This window comes from Micromonospora sp. NPDC005194 (assembly GCF_040608335.1).
Taxonomy (GTDB): domain Bacteria; phylum Actinomycetota; class Actinomycetes; order Mycobacteriales; family Micromonosporaceae; genus Micromonospora.
Map to the genome: position 1 here is coordinate 49,950 of NZ_JBEXIA010000031.1, position 25,997 is coordinate 75,946.

Here is a 25,997-nt window from a genome sequence, read left to right on the forward strand (position 1 = left end):
GCATGGACACCGAGACGCGCACCGCGCCGGCCCGCGACGCCGCGGCCTTCTACGCCGACGCCCGCCACGACCTGACCGGGCCGTTGCACGGCGTACGGGTCCTGGACGTCACGAAGGTCTGGTCCGGCCCGATCGCGAGTTGCGTCCTGGCCGACCTCGGCGCGGACGTCCTGCGCGTGGAGATGCCCGGCAACCGGGAGGGGTTGATGCCCCCGGACATTCCCGGCACCGGCCTGTCCTGGTTCCGGCAGAGCGTGCACCGCAACAAGCGCAGCATCGGGCTCGACCTGCGCCGCCCCGGCGCGGCCGCGGTCTTCCTGCGGCTCGTCGCCACCGCGGACGTGGTGGTGGAGAACTACAAGCCCGGCACGCTGGACGCCTGGGGCGTCGGCTACCAGGCGTGCCGTGCGGTCCGGCCGGACGTGGTGCTGGTCTCCGTCTCCGGCTACGGCCAGTACGGCCCCGACGCGCAGCGACCCGGGTACGACCCGACCACCCAGGCGGCCGCCGGCTGGATGGCGCTCAACGGCGACCCCGACGGCGCTCCGCTGAAGGCGCCCACCTTCCTCGCCGACGACCTCGCCGGGCTGCACGCGGTGATCGGCGCGCTCGCCGCGCTGCGCCACCGCGACCGCACCGGCGAGGGTCAGCACGTCGACGTGAGCATGCTCGACTCGCTGCTGTTCTCCAGCAACGGCTACCTCACCCTCGGCGCGACCGGGGTGCCGCTGCGCCGCTGGGGCGACCAGGCCGACTTCGTGGTGCCGGCCGGCTGCTTCCGGTGCGCCGACGGCCACGTCTACGTGGCGGTCGCCCTGGACCGCTCCTGGCGTCGCCTGGCCGAGGTCGTCGGCCGCCCGGAACTGGCCCGCGCGCCGGGGTACGCGACGAACGAGGAACGCCGCGACAACCGCGCCACGGTCAACGCGGTCCTCGCCGACTGGTGCGCCGGGCGGAGTTGCGCCGAGGTGGTCGACATCCTCGACGCCAACGGGATCACCGCCGAGCGGGTGCGGACCTTCGCCGAGGCCGCGACCGACCCGCAGGTGCACGCCCGGGCCATGGTGCAGGAGACGGTGCTGTCCAACGGCAGCACCGCGCCGCTGACCGGGCCGGCGGTCAAGTTCTCCCGGACACCGACCGCCGTCCGCTCCGGCGCCCCCGAGCCCGGCGCGGACACCGACCGGGTTCTCGACGAGGTGGGCGTCGACGCGGCCACGCGTGACCGGCTGCGCGCGCAACGGGCCATCGGATGAGCAGGGGGTGACATGACAACGGCAGGCGACGCGCCGCGCTGCGCGCTGGTGACCGGGGTGTCCCGGGGAATCGGCCGGGCCGTCGCGCTGCGACTCGCGGCGCAGGGGTATGCGGTGGCGGGCTGCTACAGCGCGCCGAGCGAGGCCGCGGACAAGACCCGGGCGGAGGTCGAGGCGTACGGGGTCGGGTCGTGGTTCGGGCCGTGCGACGTGACCGACCCGAACGCGGTCGACGCGTTCGTCACCGCCGCCGAGCAGCACCTCGGGCCGCTCACCGCGCTGGTCAACAACGCCGGCATCACCCGGGACCGGCCGCTGGTGCTGATGGCCCCGGACGAGTGGCACGACGTGATCGGCACCAACCTCACCGGCACCTGGAACACCTGCCGGACCGTCGCGTTCCGCTTCCTCAAGCGACGCCGCGGCGCCATCGTCAACCTGTCCTCGGTGGCCGGGATCACCGGCAACACCGGGCAGACCAACTACGCCGCCAGCAAGGCCGGCATCATCGGGCTCAGCCTGTCGCTGGCCAAGGAGGTCGCCGGGTACGGCGTACGGGTCAACGTCGTCGCCCCCGGTTTCATCGAGACCGACATGACCGCCGCGCTGCCGGCGAAGCTGCGCGAGCAGGCGTTGGGGCAGATCCCGCTGGGCCGCTTCGGTGCGCCCGCCGACGTCGCCGACCTGGTCGAGTTCCTGCTCTCCGACCGCGCCGGCTACGTCACCGGCCAGGTGATCCGGGTGGACGGGGGGATCGTGCTGTGACCGCCGCACCCGCGTTCAGCGCCGCGACCCGCCCCGTCGACACGTACGAGGCCGCGGCGGCGCCTCTGCCGGCCATCGACTGGGTCGAGGTGTCCGCCGGGCCGCGTGGCGGGATCAGCCTGCGCGCCGGCACCACCGTCGACGCCGCGGACGTCTACCTGGCCGGGCACTTCCCCGAGCTGACCGTCTATCCGGGCGTGTTCACCCTGGAGACGATCGGGCAGGCCGTGACGTCGGCGGTCGGCTACTGCGCCGGCCGGCTGCCCCAGCTGCACCGGTTGCGATCCGCCCGGTTCCTCGCCCCGCTGCTGGCCGGCGACACGCTCATCGTCGAGGCGTCGGTCGGCCCGGTCGGCGACGACCAGTCCTTCGACGTCGCCGCCCGGTGCGTACGCGGCGACGGGGTCCACGCGGCGACGGTGCGCGCCGTCTACCGCTGGCCGAGCGCGGACGGCGGGAACGCCTGATGAGACTCGACCATGGCGAGCTGCGGGCCCTGCTGCCGCACCGGTACCCGATGCTGCTGCTCGACCGGGTCGACAGCGTCGAGCCGGGAGTGAGCCTGGAGGCCGTGAAGGCGGTCACCGGCTGCGAGCCCTGCTATCGGGGGATCGCCGAGGGGCAGGCCCCCGACCGGTACGCCTACCCGGCCTCGCTGCTGATCGAGTCGTTCGGTCAGGGCGCGGCGGTGCTCTGGCTGCTGTCGCGCGGGCCGGGCACGACCGGGCTGCCGATGTTCACCGCGGCCCGGGACTGCGTGCTGCTGCGCCCGGTGTACCCGGGCGACGTGATCCGGCACCGGGTTCGACTGGAACAGGTCGTGCACGGTGCCGCGTTCGCCGCCGGATCCAGCTGGGTGGGGACCGACCAGGTGGCGGAGTTCGGCTCGATGATGGCGGTCGTCCGACCGGTCGACGCCATCGCGGAGCGGAAACGATGAGAGGAAGAGGGAACCCCGATGAGTGAACGCGACAAGCACATGGCGGAGCTGCGGGAGATCGTGGCGGAGGTGCTCGAGTTGGAACCCGAGGAGGTCGCCGACACCGCCGACTTCGTCGAGGAGTACGAGGCGGACTCGTTGCGGGCGATCGAGATCCTGGCCCGGATCGAGAAGAAGTACAAGGTGGAGATCCCGCAGGCCGAGTTGAACGAGATGCGCAGCCTCAAGGCCGTCCACGAGGTGGTGGCGCGACACGCCGGCTGGCAGGACTGACCGTGCACCGCGTGGTCGTCACCGGGCTCGGGCCGGTGTCCGGCATCGGCATCGGCGTGAACGAGTTCACCGCCGGGCTGCGCTCCGGCCGGTCGGCCGCCGCGCCCATCACGAGCTTCGACGCGAGCGGATTCCCGCACCACTTCGCCGGTGAGGTGCCCGCGTTCCGGCCGGAGGCGCTGCTGCGGAGGCTGCGGGTCGCCGACTGGGGCCGCTCGGCGCTGTTCGCGGCGGCGGCTGCCCGGCTGGCCGCGATGGACGCGGGTCTGTCGCTGCCGGCCACCGACCCGGCGCGCGTCGGCGCGGTCGTCGGCACCACCAGCGGTGAGTCCACGGTGGTGGAGCAGCTGACCGCCGAGCTGGTGGCCGGCGGCTACCCGGCCATGTCCGCCGAGGCGCTGCGGCAGGCGCCGGCCGAGCGGCTGTCCTATGCGGTGAGCGCGGAGCTGGGGCTGGCCGGGGAGTCGGTCACCCTCACCACCGCCTGTTCGGCCAGCAACTACGCCATCGGGTACGCGTACGACCTGTTGTGCTGGGGTGAGGCGGACGTGATGGTGGCCGGCGGCGCCGATTCGGTGTGCCGGTGGGCGCACGCCGGCTTCTACCGGCTCGGCGCACTGACCGAGCGGGCCTGCCGGCCGTTCGACCGGGACCGCTCCGGCATCCTCACCGGTGAGGGCGGCGCGGCCCTGGTGCTGGAGACCCTGGAGCACGCGCAGGACCGGGGCGCCCGGATCTACGCCGAGGTGCTCGGGTACGGCGTCAACTGCGACGCCCACCACATGGTCGCGCCCAACGAGGAGAGCGTCGCGGCGTGCATGCGGCTGGCCCAGGAGAACGCCGGCGTCAAACCGGAGGACATCGACTACATCAGCACGCACGGCACCGGCACACCCGCCAACGACCTGTGCGAGGCGCGGGCCATCCGGGCGGTGTTCGGCGACCGGGTGCCGCCGGTCAGCTCGATCAAGTCGATGCTCGGCCACACGATGGGCGCGGCGAGCGGGTTCGGCGCGATCGCCACCACGCTGGGCATCCGGCACGGGTTCCTGCCCCCGACCATCAACTGGGCCACCCCCGACCCGGAGCTGTCGTGGATCGACCCGGTGCCGAACACGGCCCGGCCGGCCACGGTGCGGGTCGCGCAGAACAACGGCTTCGCGTTCGGCGGCAACAACGCCATCACGATCTTCGGGGCGATCCGGTGACCGGCCTGGTGACCGGCTGGGGAGTGCTCAGCGCGGCCGGGGACTCGGTCACCGAGCTGCTGGCCGCCGTCCGCGCCGGCACGGTCGTCGGCGTCGACGTGCGCGACCGCTTCGACGAGCCGCTGCCCACCGAGCAGGCGCCGGCGATCGCCGACTTCGACGTACGCCGGCTGCTGGGCCGCAAGGGCACCAGCTTCCTGGACCGGGCGACCGCGCTGGCCATGGTGGCCTGCGGGCGGGCGCTGGCCGACGGGGGCCTCACCCCCGACGACGACAACCGGCACCGCGTCGGCGTGGTGCTGGGCACCACCACCGGCAGCCTGAAGTCGACGATGGACTTCTCCCGCGAGACGCTGGTGCAGGACAAGCCGTACCTGGTCAACCCGGTGTTGTTTCCGAACACGGTGATGAACTGCGCCAGCGGCCAGGCCGCGATCCGCTACGGGCTGCGCGGCGTCAACGCCACAGTGGCCGGCGGCCCGCTCGCCTTCCTGTACGCGCTGCGCTACGCGCTCAACGCCCTGCGCCGGGGGTACGTCGACGCCCTGCTGGTCGGCGGGGTCGAGGAGTACACGCCGAACACGGCGTGGGCGGCGCAGCTGACCGGCGCCGGCCCGGCCGGTGAGGCCGCGGCGGTCTACCTGCTCTGCCGCCCGACGCCCGGCCGCACCGGGGCGCCGCGCGCCCAGGTGCTCGCGGTGGCCACCGGTTTCCAGCCGGAGCCCAGCGTCGACGGGCTCGCCGGCTGCGTACGTCGGGCGCTGGCCACGGCGAAGGTCCGCCCGGCCGACGTGTGGGCGATCGCCAGCGGCGATCTCGACGCCGACAGCCTGTCCGAGGTGGTGCCGGCGGCCGCGCAGCGGTTGTCGGTGCGTCCGGCGCTCGGTGACTGTCAGTCCGCCACCGGCGCGCTGGCGCTGGGCGTGCTGCTGGGCCGCTACGCCGAGGACCCGGACGCGCGCGGTCGGCCCGCGCTGATCGTCGGGCGGTCCCGCGACGGCGCGGTCGCCGCGGCCGTGGTGCGGGGGTAGGACATGTCCGCCACCATCACCGCCACAGCGGTCCGTACCTGCTTCGGCGACGGCCCGGCCACCGTCGCGGCGCTGCTGCGCGGCGCGTGCGGCGCCGCCGGGCTGCGGCGGTCGGACCCGGCCCGGGTGGGGGTCGGCCACGGCTACCCGATCGACGACGACGCGCCGTTCGGCCCGAGCCGCTGGCTGACCGACTGCGTGGCCGAGGCCGTCGCCGCCGCCGGCCTCGATCCCCGTCGACAGCGGGTGGTCGGTCTCGTCGGCACCGGGCTGCGCGAGTCGGCCGAGGTGGAACGGGCGGCGCTGGCGGGCACGGTCGACTTCCCCGCCGAGCGGCTGCACTTCGCCGACGCCGTCGCCAGCGCGGCGTCCGGCGTGCGGCAGGTGGTCACCCTGGCCAACGCGTGCAGCGCCGGCGGTTCCGCCCTCGCCCTGGCACAGGACCTGGTGGAGACCGGCGAGGCGGACGCCGTGCTGGTCGGCGGCACCGACGGCAGCAGCGCCTCCATGCTCGCGATGATCGGCCGGGTGGCCGCCCGCCCGACCAGCCGGGTGCAGCCCTTCGACGCCGACCGGGCCGGTGTGCTGCTCGGCGACGGCGCGGCGGTGCTGGTGGTCGAGCCGGAACGACCCGGCGGGCTGGCCCGGCTGCTCGCCACCGGGCTGTCCTGCGACGCCGGACACGAGACAGCGCCCGATCCGGCGGGCATCCTGCGGGCGGTCCACGACGCTCACCACCGCGCCGCGCGCCGGCCCGACCAGGTCGACCTGGTGCTGGCGCACGGCACCGGCACGACGCTGAACGACGAGACCGAGGCGCGGGTCATCGCCGAGGTGTTCGCCGGTTGCGAGCCCGGCCCCCTGGTCACCGCCCTCAAGGGCGCCGTCGGCCACACGTCGGGAGGATCGGCGCTGCTCAGCGTCGCTGTCGCCGTCGAGATCCTGCGCACCGGCCGGGTGCCGCCGGTGGTCGGGCTGACCCGGCCGGCGCCCGAGGCGGCCGCGCTGCGCCTGGTCCGCGACGCGGCCGTGCGGGCGGACGTCCGGGTGGCGCAGGTGGACGCGTTCGGCTTCGGCGGTCTCAACGCCGTCACCCTCCTGGAGGCGGTGCGATGACCGGCCGCGCCCACGCCGGGCACCTCGCCCCGACGCCGGATCGCAGCGTGCCGCCGCCCGCGTCCCGCCGGCCGGGCCAGGTGACCCGGCCGGGACGGTCCACGGCGGACACGCCGCCCGGGGCCGACCCGGATCGACCGGTGGCCGCCGTTCTCGCGGCGGCACTGCACCTGCCGGGAGCAAGCCTGCGCGGAGTCGACCTGCCGGCGGGTGTCGGCGGGGCGTGGGTCGCCGACGAGGAACCCGCCTGCCCACCCGAGCGGGCCGCCGACCTGCTGGGACGCAAGGGTCTGCTGGCCAAGGAGCCGGCCACCCGGCTCGCCCTCTGCGCCGTGCACCGGGCGCTGGGCCGCGCGCCGAAGGCGCCCCGCCCGAGCGGGCCGGCGGATCCGCGTACCGCCGTGGTGGTCAGCTCCAACCTGGGCAACGTCGCCACCGTCGGCGACATCGCCCGCCGACTGCGCGAGGGCGGCCCGCGCGAGGTCGGCCCGTTGGAGGCGCCGAACGCCTCCAGCAACGTCATCGCCGGCGCGATCGCCATCTGGTTCCGCTTCGGAGGCCCCAACCTCACCGTCTGTTCCGGGGCCACCGCCGGCCTGGACGCGATCTGGCTGGCCGGGCTGCTGCTGCGTACCGGCCGCGCCGACCGGGCCGTCGTGGTCGGCACCGAGCCGGACGACCCGCAGGCCCAGGCCCTGCACGCCGCCCGGGACGGCGCCACCGCCGCCCGCCCGCTGCGCGCCGGGGCGGCCTGCCTGCTGCTCGGCCGGGTCGACGCCGAGCCGCACCCGTTGGCCCTGCTGGGGCCGGTGCGGTCGGGCGTACCCGTCGACGGCACACCACGCGGCCCGCTGGTCGACGCGGCCGCCGTGGCGGGCGACCACTACGGCGCCGCGGGGGTCGTGCACACGGCGCTGGCCGTACGCCTGGTCGGCGCCACCCCGAACGTCACGGTCCGCTGCGGCGACCCCGTCGACGGCATGCGCGAACTCGACGTCCGGGCGGCGCGGCGATGAGCGGCACGCCACCGGCGGTCGCCGTGCACCGGCTCGCCGGCCCGGACACCGGAACGCCGACCGTGCTGCTCGCGCACGGTATGTCCGACGCCTGGCGGAGCTGGCGACCCCTGGCGCAGCGGCTGCCCACCGGTTGGCGGCTGCTCGCGGCCGAGTTGCCGTGGAAGGCCGGCACCGATCACCGCTGGCGGCGTCGGGGCACCCCGGGCGCCTGGCTCGCCGCCGCCATCCGTGCCCTGGCCACGCCCCCCGACGTCGTGGTCGGCCACTCGCTCGGCGCGAACGCGGTGCTGGAAATGCTCGCCACCGAACCGGACGTCGCGCCGCGCGGGGCGATGCTCATCGCGCCGTTCTACTGCCCGCCCGACCTGGCGGTCACCTGGGCGGTGCACGAGCGGGCGCAGGCCAACTTCGTCCAGATCATCGACGAGGGGCTGCGCCACCGCCTCGGCCCCCGGCTGGCCGACCTGGACGCGGAGACCCTGACCGCCATGCGGGACATCATGGTGGACCGGATCGGGCCGGTCGGCTTCACCACGCTGTTCGACCACTTCACCGCGACCGCCGGCCTGCCGCTGCACGCGGTGACCGTGCCGACCATGGTGCTCACCGGTGGCCGGGACCCCGGCCTCGACGGCCCGCGCGTCGGCGCGCTGCGGGCCGAACTTCCCGACGCGCACGTCGTCGTGGAGCCGGACTTTCACCACTTCTGTCATCTCGACCGGGCGGCCGAGGTGGCCCGACACGTCGCGGGCTTCGTCGAGAAGGTCTGCCCCGACTCCGCGATCCGAGGAGGTACGCCGTGACCACGGCGGTTGAGAACGCATCCGTGACGCTGTCGGCCCGGCCCGGGTTCGAGGGCGCGAACATCCGCACCTGGATCGGCTTCAAGCACTTCGCGTACCTGGTGGAGCAGGGTGTGCTGCAGTGGTTTCGGGAGCGGGGGCACGGCCCCGGCCGGCTCTACCACGAGCACGGGGTGGGGCTGTCGATCCGGGACTGTTCGCTGCTGCTGCCCGCCGTCCTCGACGTCGACGACACCGCGACGGTGGTGGCGAGCACCGCCGCCAACGGCCGGTTCGCGGTGCGGATGGGTGTGCGCCGCGACGCCGACGTCACCGTGTGCCGGGCCCGGGTGCGGGTGGCCCTGGTGCGGGAGGCGGACGTACCGCAGGCGGCGCCGCTGCCGGCGGAGCTGGCCGGCCTGGTCGAGGAGCCGGCCGCCGGCGAGCCGGGTGCCCCCGCCGGCGCGGACCCGGCCGACGAGTTGCGCGCCGCCGGGGCGGGATTCGTGTGGCCGTGGCGGGTGCCCTACTTCTACTGCCAGTACTCGCAGCGGATGCAGCACTCCGGGTACGTCCGGCTGCTGGAGGAGGTGGTGGACCGCTACCTCGCCGACCGGGGTGTGTCGGTGGGCCGGATGCTGCGCGAGCGGGGCTGGATCCCGGTGGTCTCCCGCGCCCGCATCGAGGTGCTCGGCGACGCCCACCTCGACGAGCCCGTGTGGGTCAGCTTCACCGTCACCGACGTGCTCAAGGACGTCACGTACGACGCGCGGATGGACTGCCACGTCGTCCGCGACGGTCGCCTGGTCCGGGTGGCGACGGCCAGCATCCTGCACGGGTACGCGGTCAGCCGCGGCCCGGAGGCGGGCCGGCTCGCCACCCTCGACGGGGACACCGTGGCGGCGTTGACCGGCGGGCGGCGGTGATGGCCACCAAGCAGCCCCGCCTGTACTTCTCCTTCCGCAGCCCGTACAGCTGGCTGGCCGTGGAGCGGCTGACCCGGGCGCTGGGCCGGCCGCAGGAGGTGCTGGAGTTCATCCCCTACTGGGACCCGGACGCGCGGACGCGGGAGGCGCTGACCGCCCGTGGCGGCGCCTTCCACTACGTGCAGATGAGCAAGCCGAAGCACCTGTACCTGCTCCAGGACGCCAAGCGGCAGGCCCAGCGGCTGGGCCTGTCGATGCGCTGGCCGATCGACATCGACCCGTGGTGGGAGGTCCCGCACCTGGGCTGGCTGGCCGCCCGGGAACAGGGCGCGGGGGAGGCGTTCTACCGGGAGGTGATCGCCGCCCGCTGGCAGCGGGGCGAGAACGTGTGCACCCCCGAGGTGATCGCCGAGGTCGCCGAGCGGGCCGGGGTGGACCCGGCGGTGGTGCTCGGCGCGGTGGAGGACGAGACCGTCCGGGCGGCCGGGGCGCAGTGCCTGCTGCGGGCGTACGAGGAGGACATCTTCGGCATCCCCTACCTGCGGCTGGGTCCACACCGGTTCTGGGGCGTGGACCGGGTCGACGACTTCCTCGCCGCGTACGCCGAGCGGACCGGCACGCCGGTCGCGCCCCCCGCGGTGCCGGCGGGCGTGGGCGGGTACGACACCGACACCGGAGGCGGCTGTGGCTGAGCGACGAGACCCGGAACAGGAACGCGCCCACCGCCGCCGGCAGTTGGTCCTCACGCTGCGCGCGTTCGCCCTCGCGGGGTTCGACGAGGGCGCTGGCGGCCACGTCACCGCCCGGGACCCGATCGAGCCGGACACCTTCTGGATCAACCCGTTCGGCCGGCACTTCGCCCATGTGCGCGACGACGACCTGCTGCGCGTCGACCACACCGGCGACGTGGTCGACGGCTCCGGCCGGATCAACCCCGCCGGGTACGCCATCCACTCGGCCATCCACAAGGCCCGCCCGGACGTGGTGGCCGCCGCGCACACCCACTCGATCCACGGTCGGGCGTTCTCGGCGCTCGGCCGGCCGCTCGCGCCGATCACCCAGGACGCGTGCGCCTTCTTCGAGGACCACGAGGTCCACGACGAGTACGGCGGCGTCGTCCTCGACGGCGCGGAGGGTGACCGCATTGCGGCGACGCTGGGCACCGGCAAGGCCGTCGTCCTGCGCAACCACGGGCTGCTCACCGTCGGCGGCTCGGTGGCCGAGGCGGCCTGGTGGTTCCTGGCGATGGACCGCTGCTGCCAGGTGCAGCTGCTCGCCCAGGCAGCCGGCGAGCTGGTGGTGATCCCCGCCGACGCGGCCCGGGCCGCGCGGGCGGACATCGGCACCGCGCAGATCGCCCGACTGAACTTCCGGCCGGTCGCGGAGCACGTCCTGGCTGTCAGCCCCGACCTCACGCACGGCACCACGCCCAGACAGGAGTGACGAGTGGCCGAGCTGCTGAAGACCATGGTCCGGGACCGGGCCGGCGACGTCGCGCTGACCGACGAGCGGACCACCCGGACGTGGGCGGAGCTGGACCGGTCGGTGGACCGGTGGATCGGCGTGCTGCGCGGGGCCGGCCTGGACGTCGGTGACCGGGTGGCGTTCGTGCTCGGCAACCGGCACGAGACGTTCGAGGCGCTGCTCGCCTGCGTGCACGCGGGTCTGGTGGCGGTGCCCGTCAACTGGCACCTCACCGCGCCGGAGATCGCCCACATCCTGACCGACTGCGGCGCGCGGGCGGTGCTCACCGAGGAGGCGTACGCGCCGACGGTGCGCGACGCGGTGGCGCGTACGCCGGGCGGCCCCGACCTGCTGGTGACTGTCGACGGCGGGGACGGGTTCACGGCGGTGGACGACCTGCCGGCGGGCCCGGGCGTCCCGGCGCTCTCCGGCGGCGTGCTGCTCTACACCTCGGGCACCAGCGGACGCCCCAAGGGAGTGGTCAACCCGCTGCTCAAGGTGGGCGCCCCGATCGACCGGGTGGCCGCCACCACCGAGGCGCTCGGCGGCGGCCTGGGCATTCCGACGCAGGGGCAGGCGCTGCTGGTCGGCCCCTGGTACCACTCGGCGCAGTTGTTCTTCGCCCAGTTTCCGCTGCTGCGCGGCTGTGGGCTGGTGCTGCGCCGCGGGTTCGACCCGGTCGAGGTGCTGCGCGTGATCGACGACGAGAAGATCACCATCAGTCATCTGGTGCCGACCCAGTTCATCCGCCTGCTGCGGGTCGACGCGGGGACCCGGGCGGCGTTCTCCGGCGCCAGCCTCGCCCGGATCTGGCACGGCGGCGGCCCCTGCCCGCCGGAGACCAAGCGGGCGATGATCGAGTGGTGGGGGCCGGTGTTCGTGGAGTACTACGCCGCGACCGAGGCCGGCATCGTCACCCTGGCCGACTCGCACACCTGGCTGGCCCGGCCGGGCACGGTGGGCCGGCCGGCGCCGCCGACCGAGGTGGTGGTGGTCGACGACGAGGGCCGGCCGGTGCCCGCCGGGCAGGAGGGCCGGGTGGCCGTCCGGCGGCCCCCGGGCCGGGGGTTCCACTACCACAACGCTCCGGAGCAGACCGAGCAGGCGCACGTCGCCCCGCACACCTTCACCGTCGGCGACCTGGGCCACCTGGACGCCGACGGCTACCTGTTCCTCACCGGCCGCTCGGCGGAGCTGATCGTCACCGGCGGCGTGAACGTCTATCCCGCCGAGGTGGAGGCGGTGCTGTCGACGCACCCCGCCGTGCAGGACAGCGTGGTCATCGGTGTGCCGGACGACGAGTTCGGCGAGCAGGTCCGGGCGGTGGTGCAGCTCGATCCGGCGTGGCCGGTCCAGGGCGTCGAGCAGGCCCTCGACGCGCACTGCCGGACCAGCCTGGCCGGCTTCAAGGTGCCGCGCTCGTACGAGGTGGTCGACCGGATCCCGCGCGAGCCCACCGGCAAGGTGCCCCGCCGGGCGTTGCGGGACCGCTACCGGCGGGCCACGGTGTCGCCGGGCCTGCTCGCGGACCCGGCGACCTTCCTGACCGGCGTGCCGCACGACGAGTTCGCCCGCCGCCGACGGGCGGCGCCGGTGGCCTGGGTCGAGGAGGTCGAGCTGACCCGCACCGACCAGGACCGGTCGGTGCGGTCCCGGGGGCCGGGTTTTTGGGCCGTCACCCGCCACGCCGCGGTGTCCGCGGTGTCCCGTGACCCGGCGACGTTCTCGTCGGCGGCCGGCGGGGCGTTCCTCGCCGACCCCCGGACCCCGGAGGATCTGCACCGCAACCGGCAGCTTCTGATCAACATGGACGCTCCGGAGCACGCCTGGGTGCGGCGGCTGGTGGCGGGGGCGTTCACACCCCGCGCGGTGGGTCGCCTCGGTGAGCTGGTGACCCGGCATGCCGAGGAGGTCATCGCCCGGGCGGTGGCCGCGCGCGACATCGACGTGGTGGCGGACCTCGCGGCCGAGCTGCCGCTGCTCGTCCTCACCGACCTGCTCGGTGTGCCCCGGGCGGACCGCCGGTTGCTGTTCGAGTGGAGCAACAACCTGGTCGGGTTCGACGATCCCCGCTACGGCGGTGGCAGCGTGCAGCGCTACCGGGACACCTTCGCGGGGGCCTTCTCCTACGTCCGGCAGCTGGCGGCCCAGCGACGGGCCGCGCCCACCGACGACCTGCTGAGCCTCCTCGTGCACGCCGAGGCCGACGGCCGGGGCCTGACCGACGCGCAGCTGTGCCAGCTGTGGCTGCTGCTGGTCATCGCCGGCAACGAGACCACCCGGCACCTCATCTCCAACGGGGTGCAGGCGTTGCTGGAGCATCCCGAGCAGCGGGACCGGCTGATCGCCGAGCCCGACCTGACCGCGAGCGCGGTGGAGGAGCTGCTGCGCTGGGTCACGCCGATCATGCAGTTCCGGCGCACCGCCACCCGCGACACCGTCCTCGACGGAACCCGCATCGCCGCCGGGGACAAGGTCGTCGTCTACTACATCTCGGCCAACCGGGACCCGGCCGCGTTCACCGATCCCGACCGGCTGGATCTCGCCCGCGATCCCAACCCGCACCTGGCGTTCGGTATCGGTCCGCACTTCTGCCTGGGCGCGCACCTGGCGCGGCTGGAGATGGCGGCCTTCCTCACCGCGATCCGTCCGCATCTGGCCCGGCTCCGACTGACCGGGCCGGTACGCCGGATGCGGACCAACTTCATGAACGCCGTCACCGCGATGCCCGCGCGCTTCGACGTCGCGCCGGAAGGGGAGTGACCCCATGCCACTGGACCTGCACTGGTTCCTGCCGACGCACGGAGACGGCCGTGACCTGGCCGAGCCCGCCCGCGGTGGCGGAAGCCGGCCGGCCCGGATCACCCGCCGCCCGCCGGATATCGGCTATCTGGCGCAGGTGGCGCGCGCCGCCGACCGGTTGGGTTTCGCCAGTGTGCTCACGCCCGCCGGGCTTTTCTGCGAGGACCCGTGGGTGGTGGCGTCCGCGCTGGCCGCGCAGACGCAACGGCTGAAGTTCATGATCGCGTTACGGCCGGGGCTCGCCTCGCCCACGCTTGTCGCCCAGATGGCCGCGTCCCTGCAACGTGTCTCGGCGGGCCGGGTGCTGCTCAACATCGTGGCCGGCAGCGACCCGGACGAGCAGCGCCGCTACGGCGACTGGCTGGACCACGACGCCCGCTACGCCCGCGCGGAGGAGTTCCTCACCGTGCTGGGTGGACTGTGGACCGGCCAGCCGGTCGACCACAGCGGCGAGCACTACCGGGTGAAGGCCGCCCTGCTGGCCCGGCCGCCGGCCACCGCTCCGGCCGTGTTCCTGGGCGGGTCCTCGCCGGCGGCGCAGCGGGCGGCCGCCCGGCACGCGGACGTGTACCTGGCCTGGGGTGAGACACCGGCCCAGCTCGGCGAGCTGCTGGGTCGGGCACGTGAGCAGGCGGCGGAGGCCGGCCGCACGCTGCGCACCGGGAGTCGGCTCCACGTGATCACCAGGGACACCGCGCGGGAGGCGTGGGCCGAGACGGACCGTCTCCTCGCCGGCGTCGACCAGGCGCGGATCGCCGCCGCTCGGCAGCGCTTCGCGCGTACCGACTCGGAGGGCCAGCGGCGGGCGGCGGCGCTGCACGCCGACGGCAACGCCCGGATGGAGGTGTACCCGAACGTCTGGGCGGGCTACTCCCTGATCCGGCCCGGTGCCGGCGCGGCGCTGGTGGGCAGCCACGAGGAGGTCGCGGAGCGGATCGCCGAGTACCACGCCGCCGGGGTGGACCATCTGATCCTGTCCGGGCAGCCACACCTGGAGGAGGCGTACTGGTTCGGCGAGGGCGTGCTGCCGCTGCTGCGCCACGACGGCCTCCTGAGTGGCGGGGCCGACGCGGACGACGGGGCCGGCACGCACGACGGGGCCGCCCGGCGGACCCCGGAGCTGGCGGTGGGCCGATGACCGGGCCGGTCGCGGGGTTGCCGATGACCGCGCTGATCGGCAACCCGAAACCCCATTCCCGTACGCGGACCGTCGCGTTGGCCACCGCGGCGGCACTGCACTCCCGACTGACCCACGGCCCGACCCCCGTCGGAACGCCGACGGTGATCGACCTGGCCGAGCTGACGGCCGAGCTGGTCGGTCAGGGCAGCCGGCCGGAGACGCTCGACGAGGTGCTGGAGGCGGTACGCCGACCGGGGCTGCTGCTGGTGGCCAGCCCCACGTTCAAGGCGGCGTACAGCGGCTTGCTGAAGCTCTTCGTCGACGTGCTGCCCCGGGGTGCGCTCACCGGGGTGGTGGCGGTGCCGTTGATGACCGCCGCCCGGTCCGGTCACCGGCACATCGTCGACACCTACCTGGGCGCCCTGCTGGCCGAGGTGGGCGCGTGCGTGCCCACGGCGGGCCTGTGCGTGCTGGAGCGCGAGTTCGACACGGCGGAGGTCGGCATCGAGCGCTGGTTGGACCGGGCGACGCCGGCGGTGGTGGACGCGCTGGCCGTGGTGCCCGGCGTGCCGGCCGAGCCCGGAGTCAGCCGGCGTTGACCTCGGTGTCGTGCTTGCGGCGCATCCGGCTGATCCAGCCCTGTGCCGTGTGCACCGGAACGTCGAAGTGCTCGGCGACGCGGCTGATCGTGCCGACCTGCTCGTAGACCGCCTCCAGGTCCGCCGGGTCGGGTGCCCGGCGGTACGCGCGACCGGCCTTGAGTCGGCTGAGCCGGTCCGGTTCGCCGGCCCGGCGTGCCGGTCGGGGCGGCTGCGGCCGGGGTGCGGCGGTGGTGGTCGCGGTGGTCGCGGGGACCGGCCCGACCGTCACGGCCGGACGGGGTGCGGCCTCGGCGCGACTCCGGTCCCGGTCCTGCGGGGGGATGAAGGCGCGCAGCAGGGCGTCGAAGTCGACGTACGGCAGCTCGCCGGTCAGCCCGGCGCTCTGCGGCGCGCGGACGGTGAGCTCCCGCACGACCGGGTGGCCGTTGCCGGTCTCCAGACGCACGACGGTCTGGGCCACCGGGCCGGTGATCTCCTCACCGTCGTCCTCCACGGGCACGATGGTGATGATGTATTGACTCACGACGATGCCTTTCCTGCGCATCTCCGGGCGAGCCAGTGCGGCTTCCGGCCCCCCGGTCAGCCCTGTCGGGTTTGACCGGTGGTGGGAGACAAGATATCAGATTCCCGCAGGCAGAAGGCGAGATATCCGACACTCGTCACGGGACGCCTATCCTTCATCTGCGTTTTATTGTGGGCATTAACGCTCAAATCGGGCCCTGCGGGTCGCAGACCCTCGATCCTCGACAGCGGATCGCGGGTCGACAGCCCGGGACACCAGCAACGCGGCCAGCCCGGCCCGCGACGACACCCCCGTCTTGCGGAAGATCCGGGTCAGGTGAGCCTCCACCGTCTTGACTGTCACGTACACCTGGTCCGCCGCCTCGGCGTTGCTCGCACCGGCCGCCACCAGCCGGGCGATGTCCCACTCCCGCCGCGTCAGGGTCAGCTCCCCGCCCGCGGCCGCGGCCGGCAGACGGCCTGCGGCCCCGGCCGCGCGGCTCTGCTCGCCGGCCACCGAGCGGCGCAGCGGCGGGGAGTCGACCAGCTCCGCGATGCGGCGGGTCTCGGCGAGTTCGACCTCCGCCGCCGACCACTCCCGGGCCTCGCACAGAGCCCGCGCCCGCACCAACCGCGCCGACGCCTCCTCCAGCCTCCACCCCAGACTCGCGAACGAGTCCGCGGCCGCGGCGGCCAGCTCGGCGGCGCAGCGCGGATCCGCCTCCAGGGTCAGCCGCGCCCGGGCCGTCCGGGTCAACGCGCTCTGCCCCCGCAGCCCCAGCCGCTCGGCGTACCCCTCCGCCACGTCCAACCAGCGCCTGGCCTCGTCGCACCGACCGGCCTTGTGGGCCATCTCGGCCAGGGCCGAGGCCCAGCAGGCCCGGTTGGTCAGCTCGACCTGGTCGAGACCATCCCCGCCGCAGGCGCGCAGCAACGTCGCCGTCGAGCCGGCCCGGTCCCCGGCCAGGAAGCGCAGACGCACCGACACGCGCTGACTCGCCCCGTCGTACCAGTTCTCGCGGCGGGTGCTGGCGTCCAGCACGGCGGTGTCCGCCAGGTGGCGGGCCGCCTTCGGGCCGCTGCGCCAGGCCACCGCGATGGCCCGGTACGCGCGCGCCAGCGCCACCATCGGGTCGATGCCCATGGCGACGGCCACCTCCTCGGCGTCCTCACCCTCGACCCGGGCCCGGTCCAGGCTGCCCAGTCGGGCGGTCACCGCGCAACGGCCGACCAGCAGCCAGGGAGTCAGCGCCACCAGACCCGCGCGGCAGCAGATGTCCAGCGCGCGGTCGAAGTGGTGCAGGGCCGAGCGCTCCCGCTCGTGGAAGTATTCGGCCCAGCCCAGCAGGGCCAGCAGGTCCGGGTGCCGGGCAAGGTCGGTGTCGGCGAACGCGTCCACCTCGGACGACGCCCGGTCCAGCGTCTCGGGCGCCCGGATCCCACAGTCGGTGTACGCGGCCACGAACGACTGCACCACCGCCGCGGTGGTCGAGCTGACCGCCGAGCCGGTCCGCTCCGCCAGCAGGCTCAGACTCCGGGCGTGCTCGGCCGCGTCGGGCGCTGCACAGAGGGCGCCGGCGATCGCCGCCTCGACGGTCAGCAGGAACTGCGTGTGCGGCTCCACCCGCCCGTCCCGGTACGGCAGCAGCAGCGCGTACGCGTCGAACGGCCGACCCAGCAGGCGCTCCACCCGCGCCCGTGCGGCCACCGCCCGCAGCCGCTGGTCGCAGTCGGCGAGAGGGCGGCGGGTGAGTTCCTGTAACAGGGTGCGGGCCTGGCGCAGTTGACCCGCGCCGACCAGCGCGTCCGCCATCGCGAACTCCAGCCGCGTACGGCGTGGCTCGGTGACCTCGGCGGCGGGCAGCAGCCGCTGGACGTTGGTCAACCACCGGATCGCATCGAGCCGGGGCACGAGACCGCTCTCCGCCGCCTCGATCAGCGCGTCGGCGGTCGCCGGTTCGGCGCACTGCCCGCTGGCCGACAGGTGTTCGGCGTACCGGGTGACCGGATGCCCGAGCTCGCGCAGGACGCGGGCCGCCGTCGCGTGCAGGCGTCGCCGCCGGCCGGGGGACAACGCCCGGTACACCACAGTGCGGTCCACCTCGTGACGGAACCGCAGGGTCGACGCCTCGGTGGGGTCGGTCCGCAGCAGGTCGGCGGCCACCAGCGCGTCGAGCAGGTCGCTGGTGACCTCGGGGCCGCGATCGGCGAGCGCCGCGGCCAGCGCCGGCTCGAACCCGTCCGGGCACACCGAGACGGCCTCCAGCATCTGCCGTTGCTCGTCGGTCAGCGCGTCGAGATCGAGCTGAACCGCGCCGGTGACGTCGACGGGCAGCTCGGCGGGCAGGCCCCGCAGGGCGGCGACCGGGCCGTCCAGGGCGCCCGGGCGGTACGCGAGGACGTAGCGGGGGACGCCGCCGGAGAGCACGTGCACCCGCTGGGCGGCGCGTCCCTCCACCAGCCCGAGCAGCGCGGCGACGCTGGCCGGATCCAACGGTGTCAGGGTGACCGCCCGACGGCTCAGGTGGATGCCGGCGGCGAGCGCGGTGGTCACGCACGACGGCATCTGCCGCGGCCGGTACGCGGTGACCCACAGCAGACCCGGGGGCGGCGCCTGCGCGAGCCGACGCAGCAGCGTGGCCGTCGCGGGTGACGCGCTGTGCAGGTCGTCCAGGAGCAGCAGCAGCGGCCCACCGGCGCGGACCGGCGCCGACGGCTCATCGGTCAGCGCCGCGAGGGCCTGCCCGACCTGGTGGCCGTCGCGGCCGGCGGCGGCGAGCACCGGCACCCCGGCTCGTCGGGCTCGCGCGGCGACCTCGCGCAGCAGCCGCGTCTTGCCGGTGCCGGGGTCACCCACGAACTCGATCATGGCGGGTTGGCCGTCGCGGACCCCGGCCAGGGCGCGGTCGAACAGGTCGAGCGCGCAGTTGCGCCCGACCAGGGGGTCGAGAGGGTCGCCCGACGGCGGCGGGGCGAACTCCTCCTCGCTGATGTTCATCGGCGCTCCACGACGGGCGCCCGCGCGCCGCGGTCCACCGGCGTACGACATCGGTCGGTCGTGGTCGGACTCGGCCCGGCGGCGGCCCGACGGCCAGGTCGGACGCGAGAATGCGGCGAGTGTTGGCCCAGCTTCAACTGCCACCCCCAGGATCTGTCCCGTTCGGGCCTCTCGGCGTGCCCGATGCCAGCGGTGCCAATTGCTGGCGCTCGGGCGAGCGGCAGATGCAACTCTAGGTCCGCGCGACAAGAACTGCGATCGCGGGACCGGTTGGTCCTATTGCCGAAGGGAGCAAATGTTGCTGCCCAAAAACCGAAATAGGGGACTTGGTTCTTGACACAGCGCACACCGGCGGTTGCGTTGAGTTCACGACAATGTGGGGTTTCCCCTACTGTCGCATCGTTCTCCGTCGCTTAATGTCGACCCCGGCGGTGCGACGCCTTCTGGGGGGACTTCGGATGACCGTTCATTATCGATCCTATCTGGACAATTCGTCAGATGCGGAGGTGATGCTGAGCGAGTCGGAACGATGGCACGCATTTCAGTGTCTTTTGCCGCCGCGCGCCGCGGTGGCCGACGCGTTCCTGACCCGGGGCATCAGTCCGCTGCTGCACGGCCTGCAGGCTGCCGGTGAGCTGTCCGCCTGGTCGTTCACCCGGCAGTCGCCACGGGTGGTCTGTCTGCACCTGCTCGGCAGCGCGCCGCGACTGCTGGCGGCCCGACTGGCGGGGCTCTGCGTGGCGGTCGGGGCGGAGGGGCCCGTGCACGTGCCGCACCTCGCCGCTCCGCCAGCGCGCGATCCACGGCTGGTCGACGTGGCGGTCGACCTGATCGGGATGACCCCGGGGCGGCAGGCCCGCCTCGGCGCCGCCGTGGACCTGGCGATGGTGGCGGCCATGCGCAACTGCCCCGCCCTGCGGGGCGACAGCGAGCTCGTCACGTCCGAGGCGGTGGCCGCCCTGCCGAGCGTCCGCTGGCAGCGGATCACCACCGCGCTCAAGACCGAACGCCACCCGCTGACCTGCTGGGCACACCTGCTGGAGGCGTTCCGTCGTGCACCGGGATACGAGGGCAGGATGACGTTCGACCTGGTCCACCTGCTGCACAATCAGCTCGGGCTCAGCACCCGTGACGAGCAGCGGGTGCACGCCGACCTGATCCGTTCGCTGTCGCGGCGCCGGGCCGGAGCGCGGCGGTCGCCCCGCTCGCACCTGGGCGTCCAGCATCCCGGGCCGGTCCGCCCGAAGAGGTGAACGACCGCGCGACCTGCCGGTCGGGGCCGCCGACCGACCGGCAGGGAGTCGACGTGATCGCGCAACGGCTGCGGGTCGCCGCCTACGCGGTGTGCACGCGGGACGAGCACGTGCTGCTCGCCCGCTTCGTGTCGGCGGACAGCTCGGCGTGCCACTGGACGCTGCCCGGCGGCGGGGTCGAGCACGCCGAGGACCCGTACGACGCCGTCGTCCGGGAGGTGGCCGAGGAGACCGGTTACCAGGTGCGGGTCGAGCATCTGCTCGGTGTGCACTCGCGGACGAGGTACGTGCCGTTGGGCGACGCCGATGCCGCCGAGCTGCACATGCTGGCCATCTATTACCGGGTGCGGATCACCGGCGGCGACCTTCGGCACGAGACGGGCGGCTCGACCGACCGGGCCCAGTGGACACCGCTGGCGAGCGTCGCCGAGCTGGAACGCTCCGTCGTCGTCGACGCGGGGCTCGCGTTGCATCGTGGCCTGCCGCCCAGCGGCCACGTGCCGCCGATCGAGATGAGCGAGCTCCTGCGGCACTGAGGTGTGCGGTGTTCCGGCGCGGGGCGTACGCCGGAACACCACGGGTGGAAAGTCAGCGCGCCAGCCACTCCCGGTAGGACGTCGGCGCGAGCACCGCGCCCTCCTTGGCGATCAGCGCGTCGCCGGGAGCGGCCGCGAACATGCCGGCGCTGTCGTCGGTGGTAACGGTGCGCTGGTCGCCGTGCGCGGCGAGGGTGATCCGGCCCAGTTCGTCGAGCCCGAACACGTCGGGGCCGGCGACGTTGCGGACGCCCCGCAGGGGGGCGCCCACGCTGACGTCGACGACGGCCTGGGCCACGTCGGCCGCGGCCATCGGCTGCAGGGGGGTGCTGGGCAGGCGGACGCCGTTGTCGTCGGCGGTTCAGGAGATGACCGCGTCGATGAACTCGAAGAACTGGGTGGCGCGGACGATCGAGTACGGCACCTTGCCGGCCTTGAGGATGTCCTCCTGGAGCACCTTCGCGCGGTAGTAGGCCAGGTCGGGCACCTGGTCGACGCCGACGATGGACAGGACGACCGGGTGGCCGACGCCGGCCCGCTCGGCGGCGGTCAGCAGGTTGTCCATGGTCGTCTGGAAGAAGGCGGGGGAGGCGTCGTCGAAGGTCGGCGAGTTGGTCAGGTTGACGACGACGTCGGCGTCCTTGAGCGCCTCGGGCAGACCCTGCCCGGTGAGGAGGTCGACTCCGGTCGACTGCGAGTGCGGTACCGCGTCGTGCCCGGCCGCCTGCAGGATCCGGACGACCTGGGACCCGATGAGGCCCGTCCCGCCCATCACGGCGATCTTCATGTCCGTTCCACCTTCCCTGTCTGTTCTGTCCGCCATGCCGCTACGGCACTTAACTCGGACTTCCTATGGGTGGAGTGGGCGCTGCACTGCTGCGTCGTGCTCACGGCCAGCAGCAGGCCCGTCCCGGCGGCCCGGCTCGCGGAGCTGCACGACGTCTCCGGCAGCTACCTGGCCAAACAGCTCCAGTCGCTGGCCCGCGCCGGGCTCGACCACTCCGTGCAGGGCAAGTCGGGCGGCTACGCGTTGACCCGCGCTCCGGAGAGCATCAGCCTGCTCGACGTGGTCCACGCCGTCGACGGGCCCGGCCCCGCCTTTGTCTGCACCGAGATCCGCCAGCGCGGCCCGCTGGCCAGCCCACCCGAGTCCTGCACCCGCGCGTGTCCCATCGCCCGCGCCATGTCCACGGCGGAGAAGGCGTGGCGCGAGGCCCTGGCCGGGATCACGATCGCCGACCTCGCCCGCGACGTGGACGTCGACTCCGGCCCCGAGGCCCTGGCCGGCGTCAGTGCCTGGCTCACCGGCGACCGCGCCGGCTGAGCACGCTCAGCCGGTGTGGCGTACCTCGGTGTCCCAGATCTGCGCCCACGGCCGCCGCAGCCCCCGGCACACGAGGATCGGGCCGCCGTTCTCGTCGTTGTCCACCTCGACCCGCTGGTCCACCCGCCCGGCGGGCATGCACTCCTGGAACCAGGCGTTCAGCGCGTCGGGGCGCTCCCAGCCGACCACGATCGCCACGTCCGCGTCGGCGGGTGGGCGGCCGAAATCCACCATGCTGTTGTGCCCGGAGTACGCCCGGGGGAGCCCCCGGGCCGGCCCGTAGCGGGCGATCGCCCCGGCCTCCCCGTAGTTGCCGGTGAGGATGACCGCCCGCGACCGTTCCTGGGGCGGTAGGCCACGATGGACGGCGGCCACCGAGTCGGCGAACTCCGGCCAGCCGATGGTCTCGCCAGCGTCGTAGTTGACGTCGACCACGAAGCTGGGCAGCCGATCGGCCGGCAGCACCGGCAGCAACAGCACGACGGTGGGCAGCAGGAACGGCACCGCGAGCACCCCCCGACGCAGCCACGCCGACCCGCGCGAGGCCCGGGCGGCGCTCACCACCGCGCCCGCGGCGGTGAGCACGAGCAGCAGAGGCGCGTCGTAGTAACCCTTGCCGCCGGCCACCAGGACGATGCCGACCACGACCACCCAGGCCCACCCCACCGCGCGGTACGCCCGCCACGCCGGCCGGCGCAGCAGGGCGACGAGGCCGGCGATCCAGATCGGCACGGCGTACGGGCTGATGATGACGAACTGCAGGGTGAGCGCGTCGAGGCGACCGCTGTAGGAGCTGTCGCCACCGGAGATGGAGGCCGCCACACCGAGCTGCGGGAAGCCGTGCGCGGCCTGCCAGATCAGGTTCGGCGCGGCCAGCAGCACGGCGATCCCGGCGGCGGCGAGCACCCACTTGTCGCGCAGCAGCCGACGCGGCCCCGCGATCACCACCCCGGCGAGCAGACCCACGGCCAGCAACGCGGGCAGCAGCTTGTTGAGCATGCCCACGCCGAGCACCAGCCCGAGCGCGAGCGCCCACCGGCTGTCCCCGGTGCGCAGCAGCCGCACCGCGCACCACGCGACGCCGAGCCAAACCAGCAGGTCGACGGTCGTGGTGCTGAGCAGGTGCCCGCCGGCGAGCACGATGCCGGACAGCGCGGCCAGCACCGCGGCGAAGGTCTGCCCGCCCCGGCCACCGCCCAGCTCGCGGGCGATGGCGGCGACCAGCAGGACCGCGACGCCGGCCAGCAGCGCCGACGGCGTCCGCAGCACCACCAGGTTGCCCGGCGCGATCGTGTCCAGAAGTCGGGCCAGCGCCGGGACGAGCGGACCCTGGTCGACGTAGCCCCAGGCCAGGTGCCGGCCGCAGAGCAGGAAGTACAGCTCGTCGCGGTGATAGCCGTAGCGGCCGGCGAGCAGCAGCAACGTCACGCTGGTCGCGGCGGCGACCAGCCACGGGCCGAGCGCACGGGGACCGGGCTGCGGCAGCTCGGCCGGCGCGGACGACCGCGCCGGCAGGTGCGGTCGATCGGTGTCGATGGCGGGCTCGCTCACCGACCCATCATCGCCCGCAAAGCGGCCGCGTGGGTGCCCCGACGCCTGCGGATGCAGGTGGTCTGACCAGGTGCGAAGATCAGCTTGGTAACTCGGACCGAGAGGACGACATGCGATACCGCACTCTGGGCGCCACCGGCACGGTGGTGTCGACCCTGTGTCTGGGCACGATGACCTTCGGCGCGGAGACCGACGAGCAGGGCAGCTTCGCCCAGCTCGACCGGTTCGTCGAGGCCGGCGGCACCTTCCTCGACACCGCCGACGTCTACTCCACCGGCGTCTCCGAGGAGATCATCGGTCGCTGGCTGCGCTCCCGCCCCGACCTGCGCGACCGCCTCGTCATCGCCACGAAGGGCCGATTCCCGATGGGCCCCGGGGCGAACGACGCCGGCCTGTCCCGTGTGCACCTCACCCGGGCCCTGGACGCCAGCCTCCGGCGGCTCGGGGTCGAGGCCGTCGACCTCTACCAGGCGCACGCGTGGGATCCGCTGACCCCGCTGCCGGAGACGCTGCGCTTCTTCGACGACGCGGTCCGCGCCGGCAAGATCCGCTACGCGGGAGTCAGTAACTTCACCGGTTGGCAGTTGCAGAAGGCCGCCCTGCTCACCCAGCACCTCAACCTCACCCCGATCGTGACCCTCCAGCCGCAGTACAACCTGCTGGCCCGGGAGATCGAATTCGAGCTGGTGCCGGTCTGCGAGAACGAGGGCATCGGCATCCTGCCGTGGTCGCCGCTGGGCGGCGGCTGGCTGACCGGCAAGTACCAGCGCGACACCACGCCCACCGGCGCCACCCGGCTCGGCGAGAACCCGCAGCGCGGCGTCGAGGCGTACGCCGGTCGCAACGCCGAGGAGCGCACCTGGCGGGTGCTCGACGCGGTCCGCCAGGTCGCCGGGGAACACGGCGCTTCCATGTCGGCGGTGTCGCTGGCCTGGCTGGCGGCCCGACCGGCGGTCACCTCGGTGATCCTCGGCGCGCGGACCACCGACCAGCTCGACGACAACCTGACCGCCGCCGACCTGGTCCTCGACGCCGAGCAGATGCGGCTGCTGGACGAGGCGAGCGCCCCGCTGGTGGGCGACTACCCGTACGGCGGCGCGGGTGTGCGCCAGCGCGGTCGTGACCTACCGACCGGCTCATGACGGCGTTCCCCGAACCCACCACCCCGGCCGGCAGCCGCACCGAGGTCTTCCTGCGCTACCTGGATTACTTCCGGGAGTCCGCGGTGGCCAAGGTGTCGGCGCTGGCGGAGCCGGAGCTGCGGCGCAGCCGGCTGCCGTCCGGATGGACCCCGCTGGAGCTGCTCACGCACCTGCGCCACGTCGAGCTGCGCTGGATCGAATGGGGTTTCGAGGGTCGGGCGGTCGCCGAGCCGTGGGGCGACCGCCGCGACGACCGGTGGTACGTCGCCCCCGAGGAGACCCTCGCCGACCTGGTGGCGGCGCTGCGCGCGCAGGGCGCCCACACCAGCGCGGTGGTCTCGGCGCACGACCTCGCGGAGATCGGCGCGCCGGGCCCGCGCTGGAACGGCGCCGACCCGGCGTCACTGGAACGGGTGCTGTTCCACCTGGTGCAGGAGTACGCCCGCCACCTGGGCCACCTCGACGTGGTCGCCGAGCTGGCGGGCGGCCCGACCGGAGAGTGAGGCCGCCTGCTCGATAATGGACCGATGCCGCTGCTCGTCGCGCCCGCGCTGCCCGCCGGAAGCCTCGCCGCCCAGGAACAACCCCACCTCCCGGTACGCCCCGGGCTGACGCTGCGGCCGTGGCGCGACGACGACGCCCCGCTCGTGCGGGCGGCGTTCGACTGCCCGGCGATCCAGCGCTGGCACGTTCGCAGGCTGGACAGCGACGCCGAAGCGCGGGCGTGGACAGCGCAGTGGGCGGCCCGCTGGAGCGCCGAGACCGCCGTGAGCTGGGCGATCGTCGAGGGCGACGACCGGCCGGTCGGTCAGGTGGGGTTGCGGCAGGTGTCACTCGCCGAGGCGTCGGCGGACGTGTCGTACTGGGTGCTGCCCGCCGCGCGTGGCGCGGGCGTCGCCACCGAAGCGCTGCTCGCGCTGACCCGGTGGAGCTTCGCGGCGGGGCTGCACCGGCTGGCCCTGGAGCACTCCACCGCCAACGCGGCGTCGTGCCGGGTGGCCACGCGGGGCGGCTTCGCCCTGGAGGGCGTGGCGCGCGAGTCGATGCGGCACGCCGACGGCTGGCACGACATGCACCTGCACGCCCGCCTGGCTTAGCGGGCTTGCGCCCAGCCGACGAAACGCGGGGTCAGGTCGGGCAGCGCCACGCCGGGGTTGAGCGCGGTGAGGTCCGCTTCGGCCTCCTGCTGCACCGTCGCCAGGTGCGTCAACAGGCCGGGCCGATCCTCGCGGTACTCGCCGAGCAGGCGCAGCTTCGCGGTCGAGCACGGCCAGAGGATCCCGCAGACCGGGCAGCGCCACGACGGGCGCAACGGCGAGTGCGTCGACTTCCTGGCCTTTCCTTCGGTGTGTGGCACGGGTCCTCCTCCTGGGTCGGCTGCTGGAAGC

28 protein-coding genes are annotated in these 25,997 nt (G+C 74.2%); 22 read left to right on the forward strand and 6 right to left on the reverse strand.

Annotated features, from left to right (window positions below; genetic code table 11):
- Positions 1–2: 2 nt before the first annotated feature.
- Genes ABZU53_RS23705 through ABZU53_RS23780 form a run of 16 tightly spaced genes read left to right on the forward strand, consistent with a single transcriptional unit; the run spans position 3 to position 15,301 of the window.
- Positions 3–1,256, forward strand: a complete 1,254-nt coding sequence (locus tag ABZU53_RS23705; RefSeq protein WP_355067536.1) for a CoA transferase — start codon at positions 3–5, stop codon at positions 1,254–1,256.
- A 12-nt stretch (positions 1,257–1,268) separates the two neighbouring features.
- Positions 1,269–2,021, forward strand: coding sequence for a 3-oxoacyl-[acyl-carrier-protein] reductase (gene fabG, locus ABZU53_RS23710; RefSeq protein ID WP_355067538.1), 753 nt, complete (start codon positions 1,269–1,271; stop codon positions 2,019–2,021).
- Positions 2,018–2,488, forward strand: coding sequence for a hypothetical protein (locus tag ABZU53_RS23715; RefSeq protein ID WP_355067540.1), 471 nt, complete (start codon positions 2,018–2,020; stop codon positions 2,486–2,488). Before fabG ends, ABZU53_RS23715 begins: the two co-directional genes overlap by 4 nt.
- Complete coding sequence (locus ABZU53_RS23720) at positions 2,488–2,961, forward strand: beta-hydroxyacyl-ACP dehydratase (RefSeq protein ID WP_355067541.1); 474 nt, start codon at positions 2,488–2,490, stop codon at positions 2,959–2,961. The genes ABZU53_RS23715 and ABZU53_RS23720 overlap by 1 nt, the downstream gene beginning before the upstream one ends.
- An 18-nt stretch (positions 2,962–2,979) precedes the next feature.
- Positions 2,980–3,234 (forward strand): acyl carrier protein, encoded by a 255-nt coding sequence (locus ABZU53_RS23725; protein WP_355067542.1) that lies wholly within the window; start codon positions 2,980–2,982, stop codon positions 3,232–3,234.
- Between the two features lie 2 nt (positions 3,235–3,236).
- Positions 3,237–4,442, forward strand: coding sequence for a beta-ketoacyl-[acyl-carrier-protein] synthase family protein (locus ABZU53_RS23730; RefSeq protein WP_355067543.1), 1,206 nt, complete (start codon positions 3,237–3,239; stop codon positions 4,440–4,442).
- Positions 4,439–5,473 (forward strand): beta-ketoacyl synthase N-terminal-like domain-containing protein, encoded by a 1,035-nt coding sequence (locus tag ABZU53_RS23735; RefSeq protein WP_355067545.1) that lies wholly within the window; start codon positions 4,439–4,441, stop codon positions 5,471–5,473. Before ABZU53_RS23730 ends, ABZU53_RS23735 begins: the two co-directional genes overlap by 4 nt.
- Before the next feature lie 3 nt (positions 5,474–5,476).
- Positions 5,477–6,589: a beta-ketoacyl synthase N-terminal-like domain-containing protein gene (locus ABZU53_RS23740; RefSeq protein WP_355067546.1), complete on the forward strand. Its 1,113-nt coding sequence runs from the start codon at positions 5,477–5,479 to the stop codon at positions 6,587–6,589.
- The gene (locus ABZU53_RS23745; protein ID WP_355067548.1) at positions 6,586–7,605 is read left to right on the forward strand and encodes a beta-ketoacyl synthase N-terminal-like domain-containing protein; all 1,020 of its coding nucleotides are present in this window, start codon (positions 6,586–6,588) and stop codon (positions 7,603–7,605) included. The genes ABZU53_RS23740 and ABZU53_RS23745 overlap by 4 nt, the downstream gene beginning before the upstream one ends.
- Positions 7,602–8,411, forward strand: a complete 810-nt coding sequence (locus ABZU53_RS23750; RefSeq protein ID WP_354855246.1) for an alpha/beta hydrolase — start codon at positions 7,602–7,604, stop codon at positions 8,409–8,411. Before ABZU53_RS23745 ends, ABZU53_RS23750 begins: the two co-directional genes overlap by 4 nt.
- The gene (locus ABZU53_RS23755) at positions 8,408–9,316 is read left to right on the forward strand and encodes a thioesterase family protein (protein ID WP_355067550.1); all 909 of its coding nucleotides are present in this window, start codon (positions 8,408–8,410) and stop codon (positions 9,314–9,316) included. Before ABZU53_RS23750 ends, ABZU53_RS23755 begins: the two co-directional genes overlap by 4 nt.
- On the forward strand, positions 9,316–10,008 hold the full coding sequence (locus ABZU53_RS23760) for a DsbA family protein (protein WP_355067552.1): 693 nt from the start codon (positions 9,316–9,318) through the stop codon (positions 10,006–10,008). The genes ABZU53_RS23755 and ABZU53_RS23760 overlap by 1 nt, the downstream gene beginning before the upstream one ends.
- Positions 10,001–10,759 (forward strand): class II aldolase/adducin family protein, encoded by a 759-nt coding sequence (locus ABZU53_RS23765; protein ID WP_354855249.1) that lies wholly within the window; start codon positions 10,001–10,003, stop codon positions 10,757–10,759. Before ABZU53_RS23760 ends, ABZU53_RS23765 begins: the two co-directional genes overlap by 8 nt.
- 3 nt (positions 10,760–10,762) lie before the next feature.
- Positions 10,763–13,543: a cytochrome P450 gene (locus ABZU53_RS23770; protein WP_355067554.1), complete on the forward strand. Its 2,781-nt coding sequence runs from the start codon at positions 10,763–10,765 to the stop codon at positions 13,541–13,543.
- Positions 13,544–13,547: 4 nt separating this feature from the next.
- Positions 13,548–14,720 carry an LLM class flavin-dependent oxidoreductase gene (locus ABZU53_RS23775; protein ID WP_355067556.1) on the forward strand — a complete coding sequence of 391 codons (1,173 nt, stop codon included), beginning with the start codon at positions 13,548–13,550 and terminating at the stop codon, positions 14,718–14,720.
- A complete protein-coding gene (locus ABZU53_RS23780; protein WP_355067558.1) occupies positions 14,717–15,301 on the forward strand; it encodes an NAD(P)H-dependent oxidoreductase in 585 nt (194 codons plus the stop codon). The genes ABZU53_RS23775 and ABZU53_RS23780 overlap by 4 nt, the downstream gene beginning before the upstream one ends.
- Here the strand turns inward: ABZU53_RS23780 and ABZU53_RS23785 are convergent.
- Entirely contained in the window at positions 15,288–15,827 is a 540-nt protein-coding gene (locus ABZU53_RS23785) for a hypothetical protein (protein ID WP_355067559.1), read from the reverse strand. The genes ABZU53_RS23780 and ABZU53_RS23785 overlap by 14 nt on opposite strands.
- A gap of 177 nt (positions 15,828–16,004) precedes the next feature.
- Positions 16,005–18,803: a LuxR family transcriptional regulator gene (locus tag ABZU53_RS23790; RefSeq protein ID WP_355067561.1), complete on the reverse strand. Its 2,799-nt coding sequence runs from the start codon at positions 18,801–18,803 to the stop codon at positions 16,005–16,007.
- Positions 18,804–19,372: 569 nt separating this feature from the next.
- Here ABZU53_RS23790 and ABZU53_RS23795 point away from each other — a divergent pair.
- Both ABZU53_RS23795 and ABZU53_RS23800 read left to right on the forward strand, forming a co-directional pair.
- On the forward strand, positions 19,373–20,056 hold the full coding sequence (locus ABZU53_RS23795) for a hypothetical protein (RefSeq protein WP_354855255.1): 684 nt from the start codon (positions 19,373–19,375) through the stop codon (positions 20,054–20,056).
- A gap of 53 nt (positions 20,057–20,109) precedes the next feature.
- Entirely contained in the window at positions 20,110–20,592 is a 483-nt protein-coding gene (locus tag ABZU53_RS23800) for an NUDIX domain-containing protein (protein WP_354855256.1), read from the forward strand.
- Positions 20,593–20,644: 52 nt separating this feature from the next.
- On the opposite strand, the gene ABZU53_RS23805 is transcribed toward ABZU53_RS23800, so the two are convergent.
- Complete coding sequence (locus ABZU53_RS23805) at positions 20,645–20,905, reverse strand: NmrA family transcriptional regulator (protein WP_354855257.1); 261 nt, start codon at positions 20,903–20,905, stop codon at positions 20,645–20,647.
- A gap of 48 nt (positions 20,906–20,953) precedes the next feature.
- Positions 20,954–21,379 (reverse strand): NAD(P)H-binding protein, encoded by a 426-nt coding sequence (locus ABZU53_RS23810; protein ID WP_355067563.1) that lies wholly within the window; start codon positions 21,377–21,379, stop codon positions 20,954–20,956.
- 69 nt (positions 21,380–21,448) lie between these two features.
- On the opposite strand from ABZU53_RS23810, the gene ABZU53_RS23815 reads away from it, so the two are divergent.
- Positions 21,449–21,916, forward strand: a complete 468-nt coding sequence (locus ABZU53_RS23815) for an Rrf2 family transcriptional regulator (RefSeq protein WP_355067564.1) — start codon at positions 21,449–21,451, stop codon at positions 21,914–21,916.
- A 6-nt stretch (positions 21,917–21,922) separates the two neighbouring features.
- Here ABZU53_RS23815 and ABZU53_RS23820 read toward each other — a convergent pair whose 3' ends face one another.
- A complete protein-coding gene (locus ABZU53_RS23820) occupies positions 21,923–23,467 on the reverse strand; it encodes a glycosyltransferase family 39 protein (protein WP_355067566.1) in 1,545 nt (514 codons plus the stop codon).
- 110 nt (positions 23,468–23,577) lie between these two features.
- On the opposite strand from ABZU53_RS23820, the gene ABZU53_RS23825 reads away from it, so the two are divergent.
- The 3 genes from ABZU53_RS23825 to ABZU53_RS23835 are packed head-to-tail and all read left to right on the forward strand — an operon-like array spanning position 23,578 to position 25,706.
- The gene (locus tag ABZU53_RS23825) at positions 23,578–24,609 is read left to right on the forward strand and encodes an aldo/keto reductase (protein ID WP_355067568.1); all 1,032 of its coding nucleotides are present in this window, start codon (positions 23,578–23,580) and stop codon (positions 24,607–24,609) included.
- Positions 24,606–25,112: a DUF664 domain-containing protein gene (locus ABZU53_RS23830; RefSeq protein WP_355067569.1), complete on the forward strand. Its 507-nt coding sequence runs from the start codon at positions 24,606–24,608 to the stop codon at positions 25,110–25,112. Before ABZU53_RS23825 ends, ABZU53_RS23830 begins: the two co-directional genes overlap by 4 nt.
- A 24-nt stretch (positions 25,113–25,136) precedes the next feature.
- Positions 25,137–25,706 (forward strand): GNAT family N-acetyltransferase, encoded by a 570-nt coding sequence (locus ABZU53_RS23835; RefSeq protein ID WP_355067571.1) that lies wholly within the window; start codon positions 25,137–25,139, stop codon positions 25,704–25,706.
- Here the strand turns inward: ABZU53_RS23835 and ABZU53_RS23840 are convergent.
- A complete protein-coding gene (locus ABZU53_RS23840) occupies positions 25,703–25,966 on the reverse strand; it encodes a flavin reductase (protein ID WP_354855264.1) in 264 nt (87 codons plus the stop codon). The genes ABZU53_RS23835 and ABZU53_RS23840 overlap by 4 nt on opposite strands.
- Positions 25,967–25,997: the final 31 nt, after the last annotated feature.

Bases quoted from the DNA above. Each gene is read 5' to 3' on its own strand.
- ABZU53_RS23835 (WP_355067571.1), top strand. From the start codon at position 25,137: ATGCCGCTGCTCGTCGCGCCCGCGCTGCCCGCCGGAAGCCTCGCCGCC.
- ABZU53_RS23760 (WP_355067552.1), top strand. From the start codon at position 9,316: ATGGCCACCAAGCAGCCCCGCCTGTACTTCTCCTTCCGCAGCCCGTAC.
- ABZU53_RS23725 (WP_355067542.1), top strand. From the start codon at position 2,980: ATGAGTGAACGCGACAAGCACATGGCGGAGCTGCGGGAGATCGTGGCG.
- ABZU53_RS23780 (WP_355067558.1), top strand. From the start codon at position 14,717: ATGACCGGGCCGGTCGCGGGGTTGCCGATGACCGCGCTGATCGGCAAC.
- ABZU53_RS23810 (WP_355067563.1), bottom strand. From the start codon at position 21,379: ATGAAGATCGCCGTGATGGGCGGGACGGGCCTCATCGGGTCCCAGGTC.
- fabG (WP_355067538.1), top strand. From the start codon at position 1,269: ATGACAACGGCAGGCGACGCGCCGCGCTGCGCGCTGGTGACCGGGGTG.
- ABZU53_RS23825 (WP_355067568.1), top strand. From the start codon at position 23,578: ATGCGATACCGCACTCTGGGCGCCACCGGCACGGTGGTGTCGACCCTG.
- ABZU53_RS23805 (WP_354855257.1), bottom strand. From the start codon at position 20,905: ATGGCCGCGGCCGACGTGGCCCAGGCCGTCGTCGACGTCAGCGTGGGC.
- ABZU53_RS23790 (WP_355067561.1), bottom strand. From the start codon at position 18,803: ATGAACATCAGCGAGGAGGAGTTCGCCCCGCCGCCGTCGGGCGACCCT.
- ABZU53_RS23750 (WP_354855246.1), top strand. From the start codon at position 7,602: ATGAGCGGCACGCCACCGGCGGTCGCCGTGCACCGGCTCGCCGGCCCG.
- ABZU53_RS23740 (WP_355067546.1), top strand. From the start codon at position 5,477: ATGTCCGCCACCATCACCGCCACAGCGGTCCGTACCTGCTTCGGCGAC.
- ABZU53_RS23745 (WP_355067548.1), top strand. From the start codon at position 6,586: ATGACCGGCCGCGCCCACGCCGGGCACCTCGCCCCGACGCCGGATCGC.
- ABZU53_RS23720 (WP_355067541.1), top strand. From the start codon at position 2,488: ATGAGACTCGACCATGGCGAGCTGCGGGCCCTGCTGCCGCACCGGTAC.
- ABZU53_RS23830 (WP_355067569.1), top strand. From the start codon at position 24,606: ATGACGGCGTTCCCCGAACCCACCACCCCGGCCGGCAGCCGCACCGAG.
- ABZU53_RS23705 (WP_355067536.1), top strand. From the start codon at position 3: ATGGACACCGAGACGCGCACCGCGCCGGCCCGCGACGCCGCGGCCTTC.
- ABZU53_RS23775 (WP_355067556.1), top strand. From the start codon at position 13,548: ATGCCACTGGACCTGCACTGGTTCCTGCCGACGCACGGAGACGGCCGT.